This window comes from Agromyces sp. NPDC058126 (genome assembly GCF_042884595.1).
In the GTDB taxonomy this organism is placed as follows: Bacteria; Actinomycetota; Actinomycetes; order Actinomycetales; family Microbacteriaceae; genus Agromyces.
In genome coordinates, this window is sequence record NZ_JBHVTS010000002.1 from 529,335 (window position 1) to 547,094 (window position 17,760).

Annotated in this window: 19 protein-coding genes; 9 read left to right on the forward strand and 10 right to left on the reverse strand. The window is 67.5% G+C overall.

Going from position 1 to position 17,760, the window contains the following annotated elements:
* Positions 1-2: 2 nt before the first annotated feature.
* On the reverse strand, positions 3-140 hold the full coding sequence (locus ACFVTR_RS07665) for a hypothetical protein (protein ID WP_387036151.1): 138 nt from the start codon (positions 138-140) through the stop codon (positions 3-5).
* A gap of 117 nt (positions 141-257) precedes the next feature.
* Positions 258-743, reverse strand: a complete 486-nt coding sequence (locus ACFVTR_RS07670; RefSeq protein WP_387036153.1) for a peptidoglycan-binding protein — start codon at positions 741-743, stop codon at positions 258-260.
* Positions 744-1,009: 266 nt separating this feature from the next.
* Here ACFVTR_RS07670 and ACFVTR_RS07675 point away from each other — a divergent pair, with 266 nt between their 5' ends.
* Entirely contained in the window at positions 1,010-1,771 is a 762-nt protein-coding gene (locus ACFVTR_RS07675) for a DUF4328 domain-containing protein (RefSeq protein WP_387036155.1), read from the forward strand.
* A 30-nt stretch (positions 1,772-1,801) separates the two neighbouring features.
* On the opposite strand, the gene ACFVTR_RS07680 is transcribed toward ACFVTR_RS07675, so the two are convergent.
* Positions 1,802-2,392 (reverse strand): DNA-binding response regulator, encoded by a 591-nt coding sequence (locus ACFVTR_RS07680; RefSeq protein ID WP_387036599.1) that lies wholly within the window; start codon positions 2,390-2,392, stop codon positions 1,802-1,804.
* Positions 2,393-2,445: 53 nt separating this feature from the next.
* On the reverse strand, positions 2,446-3,699 hold the full coding sequence (locus ACFVTR_RS07685; protein ID WP_387036157.1) for a sensor histidine kinase: 1,254 nt from the start codon (positions 3,697-3,699) through the stop codon (positions 2,446-2,448).
* A gap of 175 nt (positions 3,700-3,874) precedes the next feature.
* Here ACFVTR_RS07685 and ACFVTR_RS07690 point away from each other — a divergent pair, with 175 nt between their 5' ends.
* From ACFVTR_RS07690 to ACFVTR_RS07700, 3 genes are all read left to right on the forward strand, one after another.
* The gene (locus ACFVTR_RS07690; RefSeq protein WP_387036159.1) at positions 3,875-4,387 is read left to right on the forward strand and encodes a hypothetical protein; all 513 of its coding nucleotides are present in this window, start codon (positions 3,875-3,877) and stop codon (positions 4,385-4,387) included.
* A 120-nt stretch (positions 4,388-4,507) separates the two neighbouring features.
* On the forward strand, positions 4,508-4,909 hold the full coding sequence (locus ACFVTR_RS07695) for a (deoxy)nucleoside triphosphate pyrophosphohydrolase (RefSeq protein WP_387036161.1): 402 nt from the start codon (positions 4,508-4,510) through the stop codon (positions 4,907-4,909).
* Positions 4,910-4,965: 56 nt separating this feature from the next.
* Entirely contained in the window at positions 4,966-5,841 is an 876-nt protein-coding gene (locus ACFVTR_RS07700) for a YDG/SRA domain-containing protein (protein WP_387036164.1), read from the forward strand.
* Between the two features lie 30 nt (positions 5,842-5,871).
* Here ACFVTR_RS07700 and ACFVTR_RS07705 read toward each other — a convergent pair whose 3' ends face one another.
* The 3 genes from ACFVTR_RS07705 to ACFVTR_RS07715 form a co-directional block, all read right to left on the reverse strand.
* Positions 5,872-7,599, reverse strand: coding sequence for a DNA/RNA helicase domain-containing protein (locus tag ACFVTR_RS07705; RefSeq protein ID WP_387036166.1), 1,728 nt, complete (start codon positions 7,597-7,599; stop codon positions 5,872-5,874).
* Complete coding sequence (locus ACFVTR_RS07710; protein ID WP_387036168.1) at positions 7,586-7,906, reverse strand: nucleotide pyrophosphohydrolase; 321 nt, start codon at positions 7,904-7,906, stop codon at positions 7,586-7,588. Before ACFVTR_RS07710 ends, ACFVTR_RS07705 begins: the two co-directional genes overlap by 14 nt.
* Before the next feature lie 134 nt (positions 7,907-8,040).
* The gene (locus ACFVTR_RS07715; protein WP_387036170.1) at positions 8,041-9,342 is read right to left on the reverse strand and encodes an FAD-binding oxidoreductase; all 1,302 of its coding nucleotides are present in this window, start codon (positions 9,340-9,342) and stop codon (positions 8,041-8,043) included.
* A 265-nt stretch (positions 9,343-9,607) separates the two neighbouring features.
* Between ACFVTR_RS07715 and ACFVTR_RS07720 the strand changes: the two genes are divergently transcribed.
* Together ACFVTR_RS07720 and ACFVTR_RS07725 are read left to right on the forward strand one after the other, a co-directional pair.
* Positions 9,608-10,438 carry a PIN domain-containing protein gene (locus tag ACFVTR_RS07720; protein ID WP_387036172.1) on the forward strand — a complete coding sequence of 277 codons (831 nt, stop codon included), beginning with the start codon at positions 9,608-9,610 and terminating at the stop codon, positions 10,436-10,438.
* Entirely contained in the window at positions 10,431-11,075 is a 645-nt protein-coding gene (locus ACFVTR_RS07725; RefSeq protein ID WP_387036174.1) for a hypothetical protein, read from the forward strand. Before ACFVTR_RS07720 ends, ACFVTR_RS07725 begins: the two co-directional genes overlap by 8 nt.
* A 257-nt stretch (positions 11,076-11,332) precedes the next feature.
* Here ACFVTR_RS07725 and ACFVTR_RS07730 read toward each other — a convergent pair whose 3' ends face one another.
* Positions 11,333-12,235 (reverse strand): DMT family transporter, encoded by a 903-nt coding sequence (locus ACFVTR_RS07730; RefSeq protein WP_387036176.1) that lies wholly within the window; start codon positions 12,233-12,235, stop codon positions 11,333-11,335.
* 204 nt (positions 12,236-12,439) lie between these two features.
* On the opposite strand from ACFVTR_RS07730, the gene ACFVTR_RS07735 reads away from it, so the two are divergent.
* Both ACFVTR_RS07735 and ACFVTR_RS07740 read left to right on the forward strand, forming a co-directional pair.
* A complete protein-coding gene (locus tag ACFVTR_RS07735; protein WP_387036178.1) occupies positions 12,440-13,252 on the forward strand; it encodes a nuclease-related domain-containing protein in 813 nt (270 codons plus the stop codon).
* A 79-nt stretch (positions 13,253-13,331) separates the two neighbouring features.
* Positions 13,332-14,450 (forward strand): DUF2510 domain-containing protein, encoded by a 1,119-nt coding sequence (locus tag ACFVTR_RS07740; RefSeq protein WP_387036181.1) that lies wholly within the window; start codon positions 13,332-13,334, stop codon positions 14,448-14,450.
* A 6-nt stretch (positions 14,451-14,456) separates the two neighbouring features.
* Here the strand turns inward: ACFVTR_RS07740 and ACFVTR_RS07745 are convergent, their stop codons facing one another.
* Positions 14,457-15,713: a hypothetical protein gene (locus ACFVTR_RS07745; protein WP_387036183.1), complete on the reverse strand. Its 1,257-nt coding sequence runs from the start codon at positions 15,711-15,713 to the stop codon at positions 14,457-14,459.
* 144 nt (positions 15,714-15,857) lie between these two features.
* Here ACFVTR_RS07745 and ACFVTR_RS07750 point away from each other — a divergent pair, with 144 nt between their 5' ends.
* On the forward strand, positions 15,858-16,184 hold the full coding sequence (locus tag ACFVTR_RS07750) for a hypothetical protein (protein ID WP_387036185.1): 327 nt from the start codon (positions 15,858-15,860) through the stop codon (positions 16,182-16,184).
* Positions 16,185-16,291: 107 nt separating this feature from the next.
* On the opposite strand, the gene ACFVTR_RS07755 is transcribed toward ACFVTR_RS07750, so the two are convergent.
* Positions 16,292-17,644, reverse strand: coding sequence for a hypothetical protein (locus tag ACFVTR_RS07755; RefSeq protein WP_387036187.1), 1,353 nt, complete (start codon positions 17,642-17,644; stop codon positions 16,292-16,294).
* Positions 17,645-17,760 lie beyond the last annotated feature (116 nt).

The following is a 17,760-nucleotide window of genomic DNA, read 5'->3' on the forward strand; positions in this document are numbered from 1 at the left end:
GGTCAATCGAGCGGCGCGACCACCGTGACCGGCCGCCCGGCGATCCACCCGTCGCGGATACGGCGCCAGATGCGGCGATCGAGTTCATCCTCGAGCAGCCCGCTCGGTCGGGAGCATCGCTTCGCAGAGCGTGTGGCCATGGGCCATGTGGTCGCGCGCGGTGTGGCCATGTGGCGATGTGGCCGGTGCAGCGCAGCGTTCGTCGCCTCCGCCGCCCTTCGGGTCTGGCCGGCGGAGGCGACGAGTGTCGCGGACGACTAGTACTTGGAGATCACCTTGATGCCGGCCGGGCCCACGGGCACGTCGACGTAGCATCCGGCCTCGTAGGCGGCGTTCCACGCCGACTTCTGCAGCGCGTGCGCGTTGGACAGGGCGAACGAGCGAGTGCCCGCGTAGCGGCAGAGCTGGTACCAGGTGTTGCGGCCGACGACGCCGTCGGAGGTCAGGCCGACGTAGCTCTGGAAGCGGCGCACGTTCGTGTTCGTGTTGCCGCCGAAGCTGTTGTCGACGGCGAGCTGGTAGCCGCCGTAGACCGGGCCGCGCGAGTAGGCGATGCCGTTCAGCATGCGCTGGATGTATCCGACGCAGGTCGCGTAGCCGCCCGAGGAGTACTGGTAGGCGGTGCAGCCCTTGCCGGTCGACCCGGTGTTGGCGCTGGCCGCGGCGGCCGGCGCGACGGCGCAGCCCACGGCGATCGCGAGCGCGAGCGCTCCCCCGGCAAGTCGGCTCTTGAGTGTCTTCAACGCACGCTCCCTTTCGGTGTTCGTCGGCACGCCGCGGCGGGCCGGTCGCTCAGCGCAGTTGCCGAGCGCGGTCAGCGTATCCAGCGGCGGGAAGCCCCGGGAATGGGCAGGACTCCCCACCCGCGCGGCCGACGGACACGCGCTCTGATCTCCCTGACGCCACGTCTTCTCAGCGCCCCGCGCGATCGCTAGAGTTGCAGCCGATCCAGCGGAGAGAACCGTCCGGATCGCACGCCGTGTCGAAGACGACCATCCGAGGAGCCCGCATGACCAACACCCCCACGTCCCCCGCTCCCGGCTGGTACCCGGCGCCGGACGGATCGTCGCAGACGTGGTGGTGGGACGGCGCCGGCTGGACGCAGCCGCCGACGCAAGCGCAGTACCAGCCCGAACCGTCACCGGCGGCGATCAATGCCATCGCCAAGCTCGCGACGGCGACCCAGGTGCTCATTCTCGTGTGGGTCGTCACGTCGGTCGCCACCATCGGCGTCGAGATCTTCGGGCTCACCGCGGTCGCGGACTACCTGAGCGGCATCGACACGACGGTCGACCGACTCGACCTGTACGACCAGGGCACGGCCGTGGTCAGCATCCTGTCGTCGCTCGCCATCATCGCCGCGGGCGTGATCTGGGTCATCTGGCAGTTCCGAGTCGCCAAGCAGGTCACCGGGCAGACGCGCCGCTCACCGGGCTGGCACGCCGGATCGTGGTTCATTCCCATCGTCAGCTTCTGGTTCCCGTACCAGAACGTCTCCGACCTCTGGCGGGCCCTCGGGCGCACTCGACCCTCGTGGCTCATCGTCTGGTGGTTGCTCTGGGTCGTGGGCAACTACGCCATCCAGCTCTCCAGCCGTGCCTATTTGTTCGCCGAGGACCTCGAAGGCTTCCGTGCCGGAATGTGGTTGAGCCTCGCCGGCGAGCTGCTCATGCTGGCATCCGCACCGATGGCGTGGCTCGTCATCCGCGGGATCACTCAGGGCATCGTGCAGCGGTCGTCGATCCCCGCGCCGGCGTCGGCCGCGGCCTGACGGCCACGCAGGCGCGCAGGCGCGCAACCATCAGATCCACCCCTGCTGCCACGCCTTCTCGGCGGCCTCGTGGCGCGAGGTGGCGTCGAGCTTCGTCATCGCCGACGAGAGGTAGTTGCGCACGGTGCCCTGCGCGAGGTGCAGGCGCTCGGCGATCTGCTGCACGCTCATCGTCGAACGACTGAAACGCAGCGCGTCGAGTTCGCGGTCGGTGAGCGGGCAGCGTTCGGCGGTGAGGGCGGCCGCGGCGATCTCGGGGTCGATGTAGCGGCGCCCGCCGGCGACGTCGCGGATGACGTGCGCGAGCTCCTCGGCCGGCGTCGACTTCGGGACGAAGCCAGAGACCTTCGTCGCGAGCGCCCGCCGCAGCACGCCCGGGCGCGCGTGACGGGTGACGATGACGACCCGCGTCGAGACCTGCGCGAGGATGCGCGCGGCCGCCTCGAGCCCGTCGGCCTCGGGCATCTCGAGGTCGAGCAGGCACACGTCGGGCCGCGCCGCGATCGCCTGCTCGACGGCGGCGACGCCGTTGTCGGCGCTCGCGACGACCTCGATGTCGGGCTCGAGGTTCAGCAGGGCGACGAGGGCGCCGCGAATGAGGTGCTCGTCGTCGGCGACCATGAGGCGGATGCCAGGTGCCGCGTCGCTCTCGACCGCGCCGACCTGTGCGCCGCTCACGCCACGACCCCCGCTCGCACCGGCACGGTGGCTCGGAGCTCGAAGGTGCCGGCCGAGGCGTCCTCGTCGTGCTCGAGCGTGCCGCCGACGGCGGCGAGCCGATCGCGCAGGCCCGCGAGTCCCGACCCGGGCGTGCGCGACCCGGCGCCGCGGGAGGTGGGCGGCGCCGAGGCATCCGCGGTCGTGATGCCGTCGTTCGCGATGCGCAGCTCGCAGCGCCCACCGTCGGTCGTGAGCGCGATGGTGACGGCCGTCGCCTCGCTGTGGCGCAGGATGTTCGTCGTCGCCTCGCGCACGACCGAGGCGAGCGCGCTCTGCGCGGCGGCATCCGCCGGAAGCGGGCCGAGCCGCAGCTCGCACGCAGCGCCCGAGGCGGTGAGCACCTCGCGTGCGTTCTCGAGCTCGTCGTCAAAGGCGACCTTGCGGTAGCCGGCGACGAGCGAGCGGGTCTCCTCGAGGGCCTCCTTCGCGATCATGCGGGTCTCATGCACGAGCTCGCGCGCGGCCGCCGGATCGCGCTCGAGCAGGCGCTCGGCGAGCTCGGACTTCAGCGAGATGACCTGCAGGTGATGCCCCTGGATGTCGTGCAGGTCGGAGGCGAAGCGCAGCCGCTCCTGCGTGACGGCGAGCTCGGCGGCCGTGCGCCGGTTGCGGTCGAGCTGCACGACGACCTCCCACCACCAGAGGCTCGTGAGCAGCATGATCGGCAGCATCACGGCGAAGAGGCCGATCATGAAGGTGTTCGAGCTCTGCGGCCCGGCGGGTGCGCCGTGCAGCGCGGTGAAGATCGCGACGTGCGTCACGGTCAGGATGAGGGCTGCGAGCAGCACCAGTCGCCGCGGCGTCTTCGGCAACAGGGCGGCGATGAGGGATGCCGCGGCCCACAGCGGCACGGCCGCGGTGAGCGCCTCGCCCGGGGCTGCGAGACCGAGGATCCAGACGAGTACGGCGGGGGCGATGAGCGCTGCCGTCCAGCCGGGGTGGGGCAGTCCGCCGCCGCGTCCGACGCGGAGGAACCAGCAATAGCGCAGCTGCGTCGCCGTGGCGACGAGTGTGAGCAAGAGCACCGCGATCGCGAGGTCCGCTGGTCGAGGAGCGCCCGACGCAGTCGGACGCGTCTCGAGACCCATCACCGTCTCCCCCATCGCCAACACCACAATCAAATCGAAGAACCCGAAGAAGAACACGATCGACGCGAGCGTGTACAGCCAGGTCGTGTGCACGCTGCGGGCGGCTGGTTCGGCAGGCATGGGGCCGAGCCTATGCCAGTGACATTTGTCACGCCGGGCGCGTGCACTTTCGCACGGGAACGCATGACGCGACGGCACTGACGCGAACAGCGCGGTTCTCGGAGGCTTGAAGCATCAGCTCGCCGCTCCCCGTGCGGCTCCGGCTTCTCGCTTCACCTACTGAAAGGGACTCGTCATGATCGACGCACTCCAGGACTTCGCCAGCTCGCTTCCCGGCGTCATGCAGTGGCTCGGGGTGATGCTCATCTCGGCGATCCCGTTCGTCGACTCGTACTTCGGCTCGGTCGTCGGCGTGCTGATCGGCCTGCCGCCGGCGGTCGCGATCGGGGTCGCCGTCATCGGCAACGTGATCTCGATGCTCGGCTTCGTATTCGCCGCGCACGGGGTGCGGTCGAAGGTGGTTGCGGGAAAGGCGGCTGCGGCTGGTGCCGGCGCTTCGGCTGGTTCGGTGTCGTCTGACGCTTCGTCGTCTCGCAATGAGAAGGTGCGCCGCGCATTCGACAAGTACGGCGTCGCCGGCGTGAGCCTGCTCGGCCCGTTCGTGCTGCCCAGTCAGTTCACCTCGGCGGCGATGGTCTCGTTCGGCGCGAACCGCAACGCGGTGATCGCGTGGCAGATCGTATCGATCGTGATCTGGGGCGTGGTGTTCGGGGTGGCGGCGTCGCTTGGGGTCGCCGTGGCGGGCTGAGCGGTACCGAATGTTGATCCGAGGCAGTTTGGCCGTCAGACGAAGTCCCAGAGCCCGGAGTGAAACTCAGGCGCTCATCCGCCTGTGTTGGCCACCTCTGCCCGGAGGTAGGGTCCAAACATGACAAGCGCACTCAGGGTTGTCGCCGCCGCCGTTGTGCACGATGGGCTTACCCTCGCCTGCCGGCGAGCATCAGGAAGAGCTGCGGCCGGCAAATGGGAGTTTCCTGGAGGGAAAGTCGAACCTGGTGAGGGGCCTCGAGTAGCACTCGTGCGCGAGCTCCGCGAAGAGCTGGGGATAGAAGTCGAGATCCTGGAGCTCATCGATCGATCGAGCACTCGCGTCGGCGAGGTAACGATCGATCTCTCCACCTATGCGGCGCGGCTTCGCACCCGGCGGCCAGAACAAAGTACAGATCATGACTTGCTCGGGTGGTTCACACCCGCTGAGCTCCCGCAGCTCGACTGGGCCGCTCCTGATCTCCCGGCAGTATCAGCGCTCTCTGGCAAAGAAGTCCATTAGCGCAGCATCGGGCGTGTTCTGACTTGATCGCTCTTTGCGAGCAATACGGTGCAAGCATGGCGCGGTTCTTCGGGACACCTGACGGTGTCACACCTGGGCAGTTCTTCATTGATCGCCGCGAACTCCACGACGCGTTCGTCCATCGCCCGCTCCAGGCCGGTATTAGCGGAACTGGAAAAGATGGCGCGGATTCGATCGTCATGTCCGGCGGTTACGTCGATGACCAGGACTACGGCTCCTACGTCATATACACGGGGCACGGTGGGAACGATCCGAACACAAGGCGTCAAATCGCAGATCAAACGCCCGATGCCCCCGGCAATGCCGGTCTCATCACGAGCATGATCTCCGGACTGCCGGTCCGCGTCGTGCGGGGACCTCACCGTAGTTCCCGATTCGCGCCGTCTCGTGGCTACGTCTATTCAGGCCTCTACAGCGTCACGTCCTGGTGGAGCAAGACTGGGCGAGACGGCTTTCAGATCGTGCAGTTTCGGCTTGATGCCATCGAACAACAGACCGCCGTCGAGCCAGCACCCCTAGTTGAGTTTGACCCTGCGTACCGCACAGCGGTGGTCAGTCGACGAATCCGAGATACAGCGATGTCCCGTGAAATCAAAGAGCTCTACGACCACTCATGTCAAATATGCGGTGTCCAAGTTGGCGGTTTTGAAGGCCGTGTGTATGCGGAGGGCGCACATGTTCGGCCGCTCGGGCGACCTCACCTAGGTCATGACCGCGCCGAGAATCTCTTGTGCCTCTGCCCAAATCATCATTCACAGTTGGACCTCGGCGGGCTCCTGATATCTGATGATTTGGTCGCCATCGATGCAAACTCAGGTGTCGTGGTGAACGAACTGAGTTGGCGGAGAAATCATCGCGTCGAGTTGTCCAACGTCGCCTATCATCGGTCACTTTGGCGCGCAGAAACCTAATCCATCGCAGGCCCCCAGGAATGGCTGCAATCACGGTTCTGCACCACGGATCACCGTTCGTACGTACTCACGCAAGGACGGGTCAGAAATGTAGACAAACGTCCCGCGCATACCCCGCGTCAGCAGTACCGCGTAAATGTTCAAGATGTACTGAAGCACGTCATCGCCGTCATACCTAATGCCGAGTTGGGCGTTGTGCTCTTTGCCCTTCTTGTCGAAGTATCTGTCGAGATTGGCGACGACTTCGCCACTCACGGGGTCGAGGCGCAGGTCGGGGCCGATGATCACGCCGGCGAAGTTCAGGTCGTAGCCCTGCAGTGTATGGATCGACCCGACCTCTTCGAGAGCGTTCGTCGAACTCGCCCAGTCCGTGGCGGTGGTGTTCCACCGCAGCCCGATGCCGTCGAGCTCGATGTCGACGGCCGAGGCGTCATTCTTGCTCTTCCATGGCCAGGCGTAGCCGGCCGCCAACCGCGCGAGACCGTGCTCACGGTCTCGCTCACGGATCGCCTCGTGCATCTCAGCGAGGTCGTCGAACATCCGAAGCTCGTACCCGGGGAACTCGCGCGGTTCCTTCGCTTCAGCCCGAAGCATCCGTCGGATGAAATCGATGTAGTCGGCACCCCCTGCGACCCGCATCTGCGATACGAGCGGATAGAACCGATGCTGCTTCTTTGAATCGCGAACGAGTGGGCCGACGACGTGGCTCGGCAGGTCGGCCGGCCGTACACTCTGTGCCTCGTCGAGTAGCAGCACCTGGTGCCGGCTCTTCGCGCGAATCCAGTCGAGCTGCGTCTTGCCGAGGTCGTCATGACCAAAGAGCCTCATGTTGATCTCGGGGAACTTCTTGTTGAGTGCGCCCGACGGTTGATTCGCTCGCTGGTTCAGCCGATGGGCTTCGTCGACGACCAGAAGGTCGAAATCGTGGTCAGACTCGCCAACTTGGAACGGCGTCAGCACCATACTCTTCTCAAGGCCAGGCGTCTTCGCGAAGACCTTCTGCACCGACTTCCGTAGCGACTGCTGCGGAATCACGATCCCGATCTTGAAGTCCTTCAGCTTCTCTACGTACCCCTCCATAAAGAAGTCGGAGAAGAGCGAGTCGTTCTCGGTGCGCTCAGTTGGGTCAGCGCGCTCGATATCGCTGAGCAGCTTCATGAGGAATATGCCCACGATCGTCTTGCCCGTACCTGGGTCACCCTGCACGACGATCGTGCCCCGCTCACCAGAGTCAATGTCAGCGAAAAGCGCCTCGAGGATGCCCTCCATCGTGATCGCCTGCTCCTGGTTCAACGCTTTGAAGGGCGACAATTTGAAGAGGTCGTTGTTCTCGATTTCGGGGATGTCACGAGTGAACATCCCCGCTTCGCGCAGTTCTTCGAAGATCTCGTCGAACGTTGCGCGATATCGCACACGCTCGAAGTAGTCGGCATCTGTGATGCCCTCGTTGCGATTGATCACGGTGAACTTACCGTCGCCGGCAAAGAGACGGATGAGGTACGACTCGAGATCGAGGCACACCGACTTATTGAAGGTGTCGTCGATCACAATTCGGGCGGCACTGAGATCCTTCTTGCCCGGAGCGTCGAGATGCTGGCGCAGACGACCTGCTGCGTTCAACGTTTCGCCAACGTAGATCTCGCGGTTGCTGCTCAGCGTATAGACCACCGGCCAATTTGCATGCCGCCCGTCGGGCTCGGCCCAGGTCTTGATCGACTGCCTGCTGAACGGGAAGTGCTCTACCCTAAAGCTGGTCATACTTGGCGCTCCGCCCACGCGAACGATCGACCGGGTATTTTGCTCGGGTCTGCTGGAGCTTGTCGAGCACAACCTGGTCAGCGTCGACACCGATCTTGTCTGCGAGCAGAAGGCAATATGTCAGCACATCGGCGAGCTCCTCAACGACGCGCTCAGCGGGCGCCTCGGCATGCCATTGATAGCACTCAAGCAGCTCAGCAGCCTCAATGCTGATGCTCTTCGCGAGATTCTCCGGGGAGTGAAACTGGCCCCACTCACGTTCTTCGACGAAGTCCCGAAGCTCCTGAACCACCCGTTGATCTACCACGGTCGGAGCGTACACCGACGGCCCGACATGGTGGCGAAGGCTCAGAGTGGCCGACCAGATCTGCGGACGAGCGCACCTCATTCCGCGTGTACTGCTCATTCTGTCCTCGGTCGCAGAGCGAGAGCGACGAGGGCCTATCGCTCTGACGACACGATGTTTTGGTTCAGGTGGAAGACGTTCTCGGGGTCGTACTTGCCCTTCACCGCCGCCAGCCGCGCGAGATGCTCGGGCGCGTACGCCCGCCGAACTCCCGCTGAGCCCTCGTCGGCAAGCGCGTTAACGTACGCGCCGCTAGAGAACGGGTTCATCGCCGCGGCGTACCGGCGTGCGCCCGCGATGCGCGTCTCATCATCAGCGGAATCGACCCACTTCGACGCACACACGAACTCGAACGCCGTATCCCGCCGCGAGAACGCCGTCTCACCCGACGCTACATCGGCAATCGCCCCGCCATACGCCTGCAGGCTGGCGTTCGGCAGGTCGTCGCCGTCGCGCGCGAGCACCGCGTCGATGACGTCGTCGGTCAGCTCACTGAAGTAGTGGCCCTTCCAGTAGCGGCGCCACTCGTGCGCCTCGACGTCGTCCTCGCGGGTCTGCAGCTCGAGGTACGTCATCGGCACGATCACCCGCTCGAAGCCGGCGTCGACCTCGGCGATACTCGTCGCGAGTCCGGCTGCCGCAGCCTCGCCGTCGACCGGGTCGCCGACCCAGACGAAGCCGAGTGACAGCGTGCCGTCGGAGATGGTCGCGTTGTAGGTCGCTCGCCGATCGGCTCGGGTGCTCTTATCGCGCCAGCGGCGCATCGCCGCCGCGCCGGATGCCACGGGGTAGAGGTACTCCACCGAGAGCACCTCGCCCGGCTCAGGGTGAAGCACCAGTTCGAACTCGGTCACGACGCCGAAGTTGCCGCCGCCGCCGCGCAGCGCCCAGAACAGGTCTGGGTGATTGTCGCGGTCGACGCGCAGGATCTCACTGCCGGCGGTCACGACCTCGAACGAGACGACGTTGTCGCAGGTGAGTCGGTGCTGGCGGGCGAGCCAGCCCATGCCACCGCCGAGCGCGAGTCCGCCGATGCCGGTGTGCGACACGTTGCCCGCGGTCGTCGCGAGGCCGTGCGCCTGCGCGGCCCGGTCAAGGGCGCCGAGCAGCGCACCACCTTGTACACGAGCGCGCCGGGCCGTGGCATCCACCTCGACCGACCCCATCGGCCGCAGGTCGATCATCAGCCCGCCGTCGGGCACGGCGTGCCCGACGATGCTGTGCCCGCCGCAGCGCACGCCGATCTCGAGGTCGTTCGCCCGCGCGAAGCGGATCGCCTCGGCGACCTCCTCGGCGCTCGAGCAGGCGACGATGTAGCGGGGTCTGCGGTCGATCATCGCGTTCCACACGCGCCGCGCGTCGTCGTAGCCGTCGTCACCTGGTTTGAGCATCTGCATGCGATCTCCCCCGCCTGTCTCGCGCCCGAGGATGCCGCGGACGGGCGCCGGCGTCAAGGGCATAGGTTCGATCCAGATCTGGGCTCGGCTGTGGTCCCAACGACTGCCACGGCAACGAGGTGCTGCCATGGCATCCGACGCGGGGCACTCTCGACCCCGTGTGTGACGCGCCCTCCCGTCACCCGCATTGTTGCCCCGAATGACGCTACAGCCGTGCTGGTAGACGATGAATGTGGTGGCGCAGACTGCTCGATAGGCTGACTGGATGTCGTGGCACTTCTTTGCCCGTGGAGTCGACGGTGCGTATGCGCGTTCGCGCCTATCAGAGGAGATTGCGAATCTCGAAAGTCTTCGAGGTTCGCTTAATGCTGATGTTGAGATCGCCGCAAGTCAGTTCATTCGTTGGTCAGAATCGGCCGAGCGCGGCCTCACGACCGCCTACGGAAACCCGACGGCTACCTCGCTCGTGCGAACCGAACGTTTCTGGCGCATACGTGAGATCGACTCGCGCACGCAACGACCGCTTCAGCTAATTCATCTCGAAATCGAGCGTTTGTTGGATTCGTTCAAGGACCTCTTGGACGAGCTTGATCGCGCTCGCAGAGTCGTCGAAGTCGATGAATCAGAAGCCCTTGTCATTCTCGATACAAATGTGCTCGTGCACGGTCGACCGTTTGATGAAGTCCGCTGGAATGACGCGCTCAACTCGAAGCGGGTAAAGATCTTGCTTCCAATCCTCATTATCGACGAGCTGGACAAACTCAAGGACGGACGTCAGGAGCGAGCAAGACAGCCACTAAAGGCAATAGACCGCCTTCTCACTTCGGGCGCAGCAAGCCAGTCTGTCTCCGTCAGGAGCGGCGTCCGACTGCAGATTGTGACGGAGCCACGAGGTCACCAGCGAGTTGCCCGAAACGATGACGAGATAGTTCGTCAGGCGGAGTACCTGCAGGCTGTCGGGCGAAATCAGATCACCATTCTGACAAGGGACCGGGGGATGCGGGTCCGAGCCGAGATTGCTCAACTTGCGACCATGATGCTTCCTGCGAACCTGGAACGGACGCTTCATCGACCTGAATCGAGCGAAGGTGAGTGACGCCGACGGCACGTGGGTGACGGTCGTTCCGAAGGACGAGACCGCAAAGAGGGAGCTTCTTGGTCTTAGACCGCCAGCGTGGGAGTATCTGCTATTTGGAGCCGAATTACTCCGGCGGTTGGGCGAGATCGAGCCGAAATGGCGAGATTACAGCCTCGGCTACAGCATGACCGTGGGGCCCCGGATAGCTCAGGAGAACCTGTCTCCCGAGTTCTCAGAAAGGCTGTCGCGCCTTACATTTATCGCCTCGAACATAGAGCGTGTGATCAGTTTGCAGGCGCAATCGGCAGCGTTCGGCGAACCGGGGGCGTCTGGAGATGCTGCGCTGATCGAGCATATGGCTGGCCGACTAGTTCAGCTCTACGAGCAACTCATCGACTGGGCCACTGAGATTCGATCGCTTCGCCTCCCAAGCAAGGCCAGCGGCCTCGCGGAGCTAGCGGTCGCGATGACCGCCCAGCCGATTCAGGCCGTTCGCGACTTCGTACACAGATTCGTGGAAGACCTTGAGCGAGGTCTCCATCAGCTTGCAAGCGGTGAATCGACGTCGCTCACGATCGAGATGCGCTTGACCCTTGAGGTCGATGACGATATCACCGACCGATGGACGCGAGAGCTGAAGAGCGCTGTCCGCTAATTCCGAACCGCGGGCGAGGAACGGCCTGGCTCAGGAGTTGAGGGCCAACGTTCCTTCCCTCGGCGCCCGGTTCCGAGGTTCAACGGACGTTCGAGGCGCGCGCAGGGAATCGCTCGGTGGCACGGCTGCTTCGGTGCTCGACAATCGAGGGTGGTAGGCCATTGAGGCCGGCCGCGCCAGGGGCGCGGGGGACGGGGCTCGACGTGACCGGCGGTGATTTGACACTTCTTGGTCGTCGCTCAATCCGCTCAACCGGTCTACTTCAAGGCGCTCGCCGGCGCTCGATCCTCAACCCGCTCGGCGGAGTGCTTCCTCGTCACGAGATACGACCCGGCCAGCACGAGCACGAAGCCGACGATCGTCCACACGGTCACCCGCTCCCCCAGCACGACGACGCCGGCGATGATCGCGACGGCCGGGTTCACGTAGGTGATCGTGGTCGCCTTGACCGGGCCGATCTCGGCGATGAGGCCGACCATGAGCAGGAACGCGAGGGCGCTGCAGATCACAGCGAGCACGATCACCGAGACGATGACGGGCGGCGACGGCCACGCCGTCGGTACTCCGCCGGTCAGCAGCACGAACGGCACGTACGCGATGGCGGCGCCCGCGAGTGAGACGGCGACGATGCCGATGCCGGGCAGGTCGGGCATCCAGCGCGCGAGGATCGCCGGGCCGAGCGCGTAGCCGACGACGACCACGGCCATCTGGGCGACGGCGAGGAGGTCGGAGCCCGCGACATCCAAGCCGACGAGCGCGGCGACGCCGAGCATGCCGAGGGCGATGCCGATCCAGTTCGTGCCCGAGAGGCGCTCGGGGCGACCCATGAGGAACGCGATGGCGACGCCCGCGAGCGGCACCGCGGCGAGCAGCAGGCCGGCGGTCGAGCTCGGCAGGGTCTGCTCGGCCGAGCTCAGGAAGTACCACGGCAGCACGATCTCGACGAGGGTGTACGCGAGCATCGGCTTCCAGCGGCGCAGCACCGGGCCGACCTCGTGGCGGAAGATCGCGAGCGGCAGCAGCAGGATCGCCGCGAGCCCAGACCGCGCGAGCACGACCATGCCCGGGTCGAGCTCCGACACGGCGACCTTGATGAAGAGATATGGGATGCCCCAAGCGATTCCGAGCGCGATGAAGAGGAGCAGTCCGCGGCGAGTCACCTGATCATTCTGGCGCCGGGCGGGGGTCGGCGACCCCCGCGAGACCGTCGAATCAGCGCGAGATCGCGCCAACCTCGTTCGGCATTTCACACGCGAACGGGGGCTCACGCGGCGGTACCGCCGACCAATACGGTCGGAGATCAAGCCGCTGCCCGAGCGGCCCGCCGACCGTGCAACGACGCAACGTCAGGAGTTCGAACCCCCGTGACCTCGACCCAGCCCGAGACTTCGACGCTCGCCGCTCGCGCGGCCGCGGCATCCGTGATCACCGAATGCCTGCGTGCCCAGATGAGCGCTCCGCCACGCTCGGCGGCGGCACGAATCTTCGGGCGCACGCCGCTGAGCGCCGAATCGGAACCCTGGTTCCTCGGGGCGCTCGGCGAACTCGACGTCGCCCGGCGACTCGAGGCGCTCGGGCCCGCCTGGCGGGTGTTCCACTCGGTGCCCGTCGGACGTGGGTCGAGCGACATCGACCACGTCGTCATCGGTCCGCCCGGCGTCTTCACGATCAACACGAAGCACCACGAGGGCCGCGACATCTGGCTCGGTTCGAAGCGACTGCTCGTCAACGGGCAGCGCACCGACCACCTGCGCAACGCGAGCTTCGAGGCGAAGCGGGCGTCGCAACGCCTGTCGGTCGCGGCGCACGCGCTCGTCGACGTCGCGCCGGTCATCGTGATCGTCGGCGCCCGACGCATCACGGTGCGCGAGCGCCCGGCCACGATCTTCGTGCTGCGGGAACGCGAGTTGGTCAGGTGGTTGTGCACGCTCCCGGCGGTCGTGCCGCCCGATGCGATCGAACAACTTGCGGATGCTGCGGCGAGACCGTCGACCTGGCACGATGCTCCTTCGCTGGAACCCGCTGACGTCGCGGCGTTCGACAGGCTGCGCCGCGAGGTCGACGGTGCCCGCACGCGTCGCCGAGGGTGGGCGATCGCCGCTCTGCTCGCAATCTTCGCGGCGCTGCCGTTCGCGGCACTCGCGGCGTGGGCGTCGGTGATGTCGGCCCTGGCCTGAACCTCAAGCTCGCGCGCAGCCGCACGCCGTCCTTGGTGCGCGACGTGCCTTCACGCGCCCGCGCTCGTACCATCGAGGTATGAGCGACCCGATGCGGGTGCCCGCCGGGTGGTACGAAGACGGGTCCGGCGCACGGCGGTACTGGGACGGCGCCGCCTGGACGCAGTACGTCGCGGCGGGTTCGGAGACCGCGCCGACGGCGCAACTCGACGCCGAGCCGGCGACCGTGACGGCCGTGACGGCGGTGCTGCCGACCGGCGACGACAGCCCGACGATTCCGTTCGTCTGGGGTTCGCAGGGGCAAGATGCCGCGGGTTGGGGTTCCACGCCCACCGTGCCCGTCGCGGCGACCGCCACGAACCCCGATGCAGCGACTCAGGAGTACGGTGCCGTTCCCCTGACAACCCTGCCGGGGCATCCGTTCACCGAACCCTCGAAGCCCGGCCCGAACTTCGTGGGCATCATCGCCCTCGTCGCCGCGGTCGTGGGGCTCGCGCTCGCATTCACCCCCGCCGTGAGCGGGCTCATGTGGGTCGTCGTGTCCGCCGCGTTCGTGCTCTCCCTGATCGGCCTGTTTCTGCGCGCCGCGAAGTGGCCGGCGGTCATCGGGCTCGTCGTGTCGATCATCGCCGCGATCGTCGGGCTCGTGATGCTCGTCACGGCGCTGATCGGGTCGCTCGGCACCGTGTTCGGCGGAATCGAGGATCCGCTTCCCGATGCGCCCGCGCTTCCGCAACCCGCGCCCGACGACCCAGGCACGGAGCCCGCACCCGAGCAGCTCGAGATCCCCGGGCAGGGCGACCTCGCCTTCGGCGAGACGATGACCTGGGACGACGGTGTCGCGCTCACCGTCTCGGCACCCGAGCCGTACACGCCGAGCGATCTCGCGGTCGGTGCGACGCGAGCGAACAGCGTCGTGTTCACCCTCACGATCACCAACGGCTCGACGCAGGACGTGGCGCTCCTGCCCCTGCCGACCGTCACTGCGGGCGATCAGGAGGTGAGCCAGATCTTCGACGTCGGCAGCGACGTCTTCGCAACGGGCGATGACGTCGGCTTTCCTCCGGCCAAGACGCTCGAGCCGGGCGCATCGGTCAGTTGGCGGGCCGCCTGGTCGATCGACGACCCGACTTCGCTCACGCTCGAAGCGGCGCCGAGCTTCCTCTACCCAGCCGTGGTCTTCACGAACACGCCGTGACCGGAGTCACGAGACCGCCGACATCGCCCCGCGGCCGAGGCCGCGGTGTCGGGATGCATCGATGTCGCGCCGCGCCAAGAACAGGGCCTCGCTCGCGAGGAACGCGGCACGCCGGGCCATGGCCACCACCTGCGCCTGGTGATCCTGGTCGGTCACCGAGACCGTCACCGCGGGGCTGCCGAGGTAGTGGCCGAGGTCGATGCGGATGCGCTCGGACTCGGCCAGCGCCTTCATGGCCTCGGCGCCGATGCGGCCCGGATTGCGGGCGATCGCGTCGCGGGCGACGTCGAGCTTCCGGTCGGCGGCCTCGATCGCGGGGCTCACCTGGTCGACGGGCGGGCTCGGCATCATCGCGCGCTCGCGGGCCGCCGCCATCGCCGACTCCAACGCCGCGTGCGCCGTGCGCATTCGGCTCAGGTGGGCGAACGGGTCGGTGTTGACGCCGGGCGGGAGGCCCGCGAGGGCTGCTCGCAGTTGGTCGATCGCGGTCGCGAGGCTGCGGGATGGGGGCGCCTCGAGCGCCACGGCGAGGTGCCGACGTGACTCCTCGACGATTGCAGCCAAGGCGGACTCCGCGCGCAGCGCCTCGACTTCGAAGGTCTCCACGGCGTCGAGCATCGCGGCGGCGCGGCTCACGGATTGAGCGGATGCCTCGAGCGCGAGCTGCGCCTGCTCACGCGCCCCCGCGTCGCGACGTCGCTCGGCCACACGCAGGCTGTGCTCTGCGAACGCGAGGAGTTGCTGGGCCTCTGCTGCGTCGGCCTCGACCGTGACGAGCGCCTCGCGCGCATAGCGGGCGGCGAGGCATCCGATCGCCCCTTCGACGAGCGGGACGCGAGCGCGCTGACGCTCGATCTCGGCTCGCAGACCGGCGATGAACTCGGGTTCGCGCCGGGCGCGAGCGATGCGCTCGGTGATCGCGGCGAGCTGCTCATCGAGCAGGTCCTCGGCGGATTCGCACAGCTGCACGATGCGCTCGTATCGGGCACGCACCTCGTCGGCCGTGCCGGGCACCGCATCGTGATTGAGCCGGTTCAAGAGGAACGCGGTGCCCAGCTGTCCGCGAGCGTCGGCGAGCGTCTCGCCCAACCGCTGGATCGCACCCGCCCCCAGCTCGGCCTCGGCGAAGCCGAACTCATCGGCGGCGACGCGGATGCGCTCATCGGCGGCGAACAGGGCCGCCCCGGCCCGCTTCGCCAGATCGGCGTCGTGTGCCTCGAGTTGGTGCGCGCCGAGTCGGCGCCTGACCCGGAACCCGGCCATGCTGCGATTTTACGATCGGCGCGCAGAACCCGCTACGGCGTTGCCGATATCGTAGCGGCGGCCGCGACGCGGGAGGAGAATGCGGGAGTCGGCCGCGCGCGTCCTCCCACCCGCTCCGGCCGTGCCCCGATCGCGGAGGCCGAGATGACGACCACACCACCCGAGCAGGGCGCGCACGCGCCGGACCCCGAGCCGGGCCCCGAGCCTCACCAGCCGCCCGCTCCGCCGCCGCGACCCGGCATCCACATCACGGCGCTCATCGTGTGGCTCACGATCTTCCCGCTCGTCGCCATCATCGGCGTCCTGTCCGAACCACTGCTGACGGGGTGGCATCCGGTGCTGCGGGCACTCGTGATCACCCTTATCGTCGTGCCGATCGCCTCGTACTGGGTCATGCCGGCGATGTTCCGGGGGTACGCGGTTCTCGCGCGCAACCGGGCGGCGCGGCGGGCCGTCAAGCGGGAGCCGTAAGGGGCCGAGCGCAGCGCGCGGGGGTCTCGATACGCTTCGCTACTCGACCGGCTGAGGAGGTTCGCCACTCGACCGGCCGAGGAGCTTCGCTACTCGACCGGCCGAGATCAGTCGAAGAAGCCGTCGAGGATGCTGCCGATGACGAGGCCGCCGAGGATGCCGCCCATGACGTCGGAGCTCCCGCTGCCGCGCCGACCGCCGCCCCAGCCGGGATCGCCCCACTGGCCGGGGCCGCCCTGCGGACGGGACGAGTCGATGTCGCGCTGGGCGAGCTGCAACGCCGCGGCGGCGAGCTGTGCGACGCGGCGGGCCATGGCCATCGCCTGCTCGCGGTGGTCTTCGCCGATGACGGTGACGGCGGCCGCGGGCGCGCCGAGGAAGTGGTCGAGGTCGGCGCGGATGCGCTCCGACTCGGCGAGCCGGGTGCGGGCGTCGGCGCCGATCCAGCCGCGGTGGCCGGCGATGACGTCGCGGGCGATGGCGAGCTGCCGGTCGGCGTCGTCGATCGCGTTGTGCACGTGCTCGAGCGGGGGAATCGGGCGGGCCGCGCGTTCGCGGGCTGCCGCGATCGCTGCATCCAGACCGGCGTTCGCCTCGCGCAGTCGGTTCAGCTGGCTGAACGGGTCGGTGTTGACGCCCGCCGCGGGCAGCGCGGCCAACGCGGCCTGCAGGGCGGCCATCGCGGATGTCACCGCGGGCGTCTGGGGCTCGCGCTGTGCGACGGCGATGTCGGCCCGCGAGTCCTCCACGATCGCGGCGAGAGTCGCCTCTGCGCGCAGCGCCTCGATCTCGAACGTCTCCACGGCGTCGAGCAGTGCCGCAGCGCGGCGCACCGATTCGGTCGCCGCCTCGAGTGCGAGGTTGGCCTGCTCGCGCTGGCCCGCCTCGCGGCGCCGTTCGGCCACGGCGGAGCCGTGTTCGGCGAAGCCGAGCAACTGCTCGGCCTCGGCCGGGTTGGCCTCGACCTGCGCGAGCGCCTCGTGCGAGTAGCGGGCGGCGAGCCGCGCGATGGTCTCGCGCGCGTGCGGGATGCGCGAGCGCAGACGCTCGGCGTCGGCGCGCACGCCCGCGATGATCTCGGGAGCCCGGCGCGCACGCGCGATCTTGTCGGCGAGCGCCGCGGTGCGCTCGTCGAGCACGTCTTCGGCCCACTCGCAGAGCTGCACGATGCGCGCGTTGCGCGTGCGCAGCTCGTCGGCGGTGTCGGGGATCTCGTCGTAGTTCAGCTGGTTCAACCGGAACGCCTCGCCGAGATGCTCACGCACCGCGGCGAGCCCCTCGCTCAGCTCGGCGGTCGCCTCGTGCCCGAGTTCGGCATCGGCGAAGGCGAGCTCATCGGTGGTGACGCGCACCCGCTCGTCTGCGGCGACCAGCGCGCTGCCGGCCCGCTTCGCCAGATCGGCGTCCTGGGCCTGCAGTTCCAGATTTTCGCGCTTGCGCTTGCCCCAGAATCCAGCCATGCCGTTGATCTTACGGGCGCTGCTTGAAGGGTGCTGGGCGCGCCGGATGTCGCCGAGCCAGGCGTGCTGCATGCCACCGCCGTACGGCCGGTGCCCGCGATGCGTGCCCTCGGGTG

Coding starts and splice junctions, on each gene's coding strand:
- ACFVTR_RS07665 (WP_387036151.1), bottom strand. CDS start 140: ATGGCCACACGCTCTGCGAAGCGATGCTCCCGACCGAGCGGGCTGCTC.
- ACFVTR_RS07675 (WP_387036155.1), top strand. CDS start 1,010: ATGACCAACACCCCCACGTCCCCCGCTCCCGGCTGGTACCCGGCGCCG.
- ACFVTR_RS07680 (WP_387036599.1), bottom strand. CDS start 2,392: ATGGTCGCCGACGACGAGCACCTCATTCGCGGCGCCCTCGTCGCCCTG.
- ACFVTR_RS07685 (WP_387036157.1), bottom strand. CDS start 3,699: ATGCCTGCCGAACCAGCCGCCCGCAGCGTGCACACGACCTGGCTGTAC.
- ACFVTR_RS07690 (WP_387036159.1), top strand. CDS start 3,875: ATGATCGACGCACTCCAGGACTTCGCCAGCTCGCTTCCCGGCGTCATG.
- ACFVTR_RS07695 (WP_387036161.1), top strand. CDS start 4,508: ATGACAAGCGCACTCAGGGTTGTCGCCGCCGCCGTTGTGCACGATGGG.
- ACFVTR_RS07700 (WP_387036164.1), top strand. CDS start 4,966: ATGGCGCGGTTCTTCGGGACACCTGACGGTGTCACACCTGGGCAGTTC.
- ACFVTR_RS07705 (WP_387036166.1), bottom strand. CDS start 7,599: ATGACCAGCTTTAGGGTAGAGCACTTCCCGTTCAGCAGGCAGTCGATC.
- ACFVTR_RS07715 (WP_387036170.1), bottom strand. CDS start 9,342: ATGCAGATGCTCAAACCAGGTGACGACGGCTACGACGACGCGCGGCGC.
- ACFVTR_RS07720 (WP_387036172.1), top strand. CDS start 9,608: ATGTCGTGGCACTTCTTTGCCCGTGGAGTCGACGGTGCGTATGCGCGT.
- ACFVTR_RS07740 (WP_387036181.1), top strand. CDS start 13,332: ATGAGCGACCCGATGCGGGTGCCCGCCGGGTGGTACGAAGACGGGTCC.
- ACFVTR_RS07745 (WP_387036183.1), bottom strand. CDS start 15,713: ATGGCCGGGTTCCGGGTCAGGCGCCGACTCGGCGCGCACCAACTCGAG.
- ACFVTR_RS07750 (WP_387036185.1), top strand. CDS start 15,858: ATGACGACCACACCACCCGAGCAGGGCGCGCACGCGCCGGACCCCGAG.
- ACFVTR_RS07755 (WP_387036187.1), bottom strand. CDS start 17,644: ATGGCTGGATTCTGGGGCAAGCGCAAGCGCGAAAATCTGGAACTGCAG.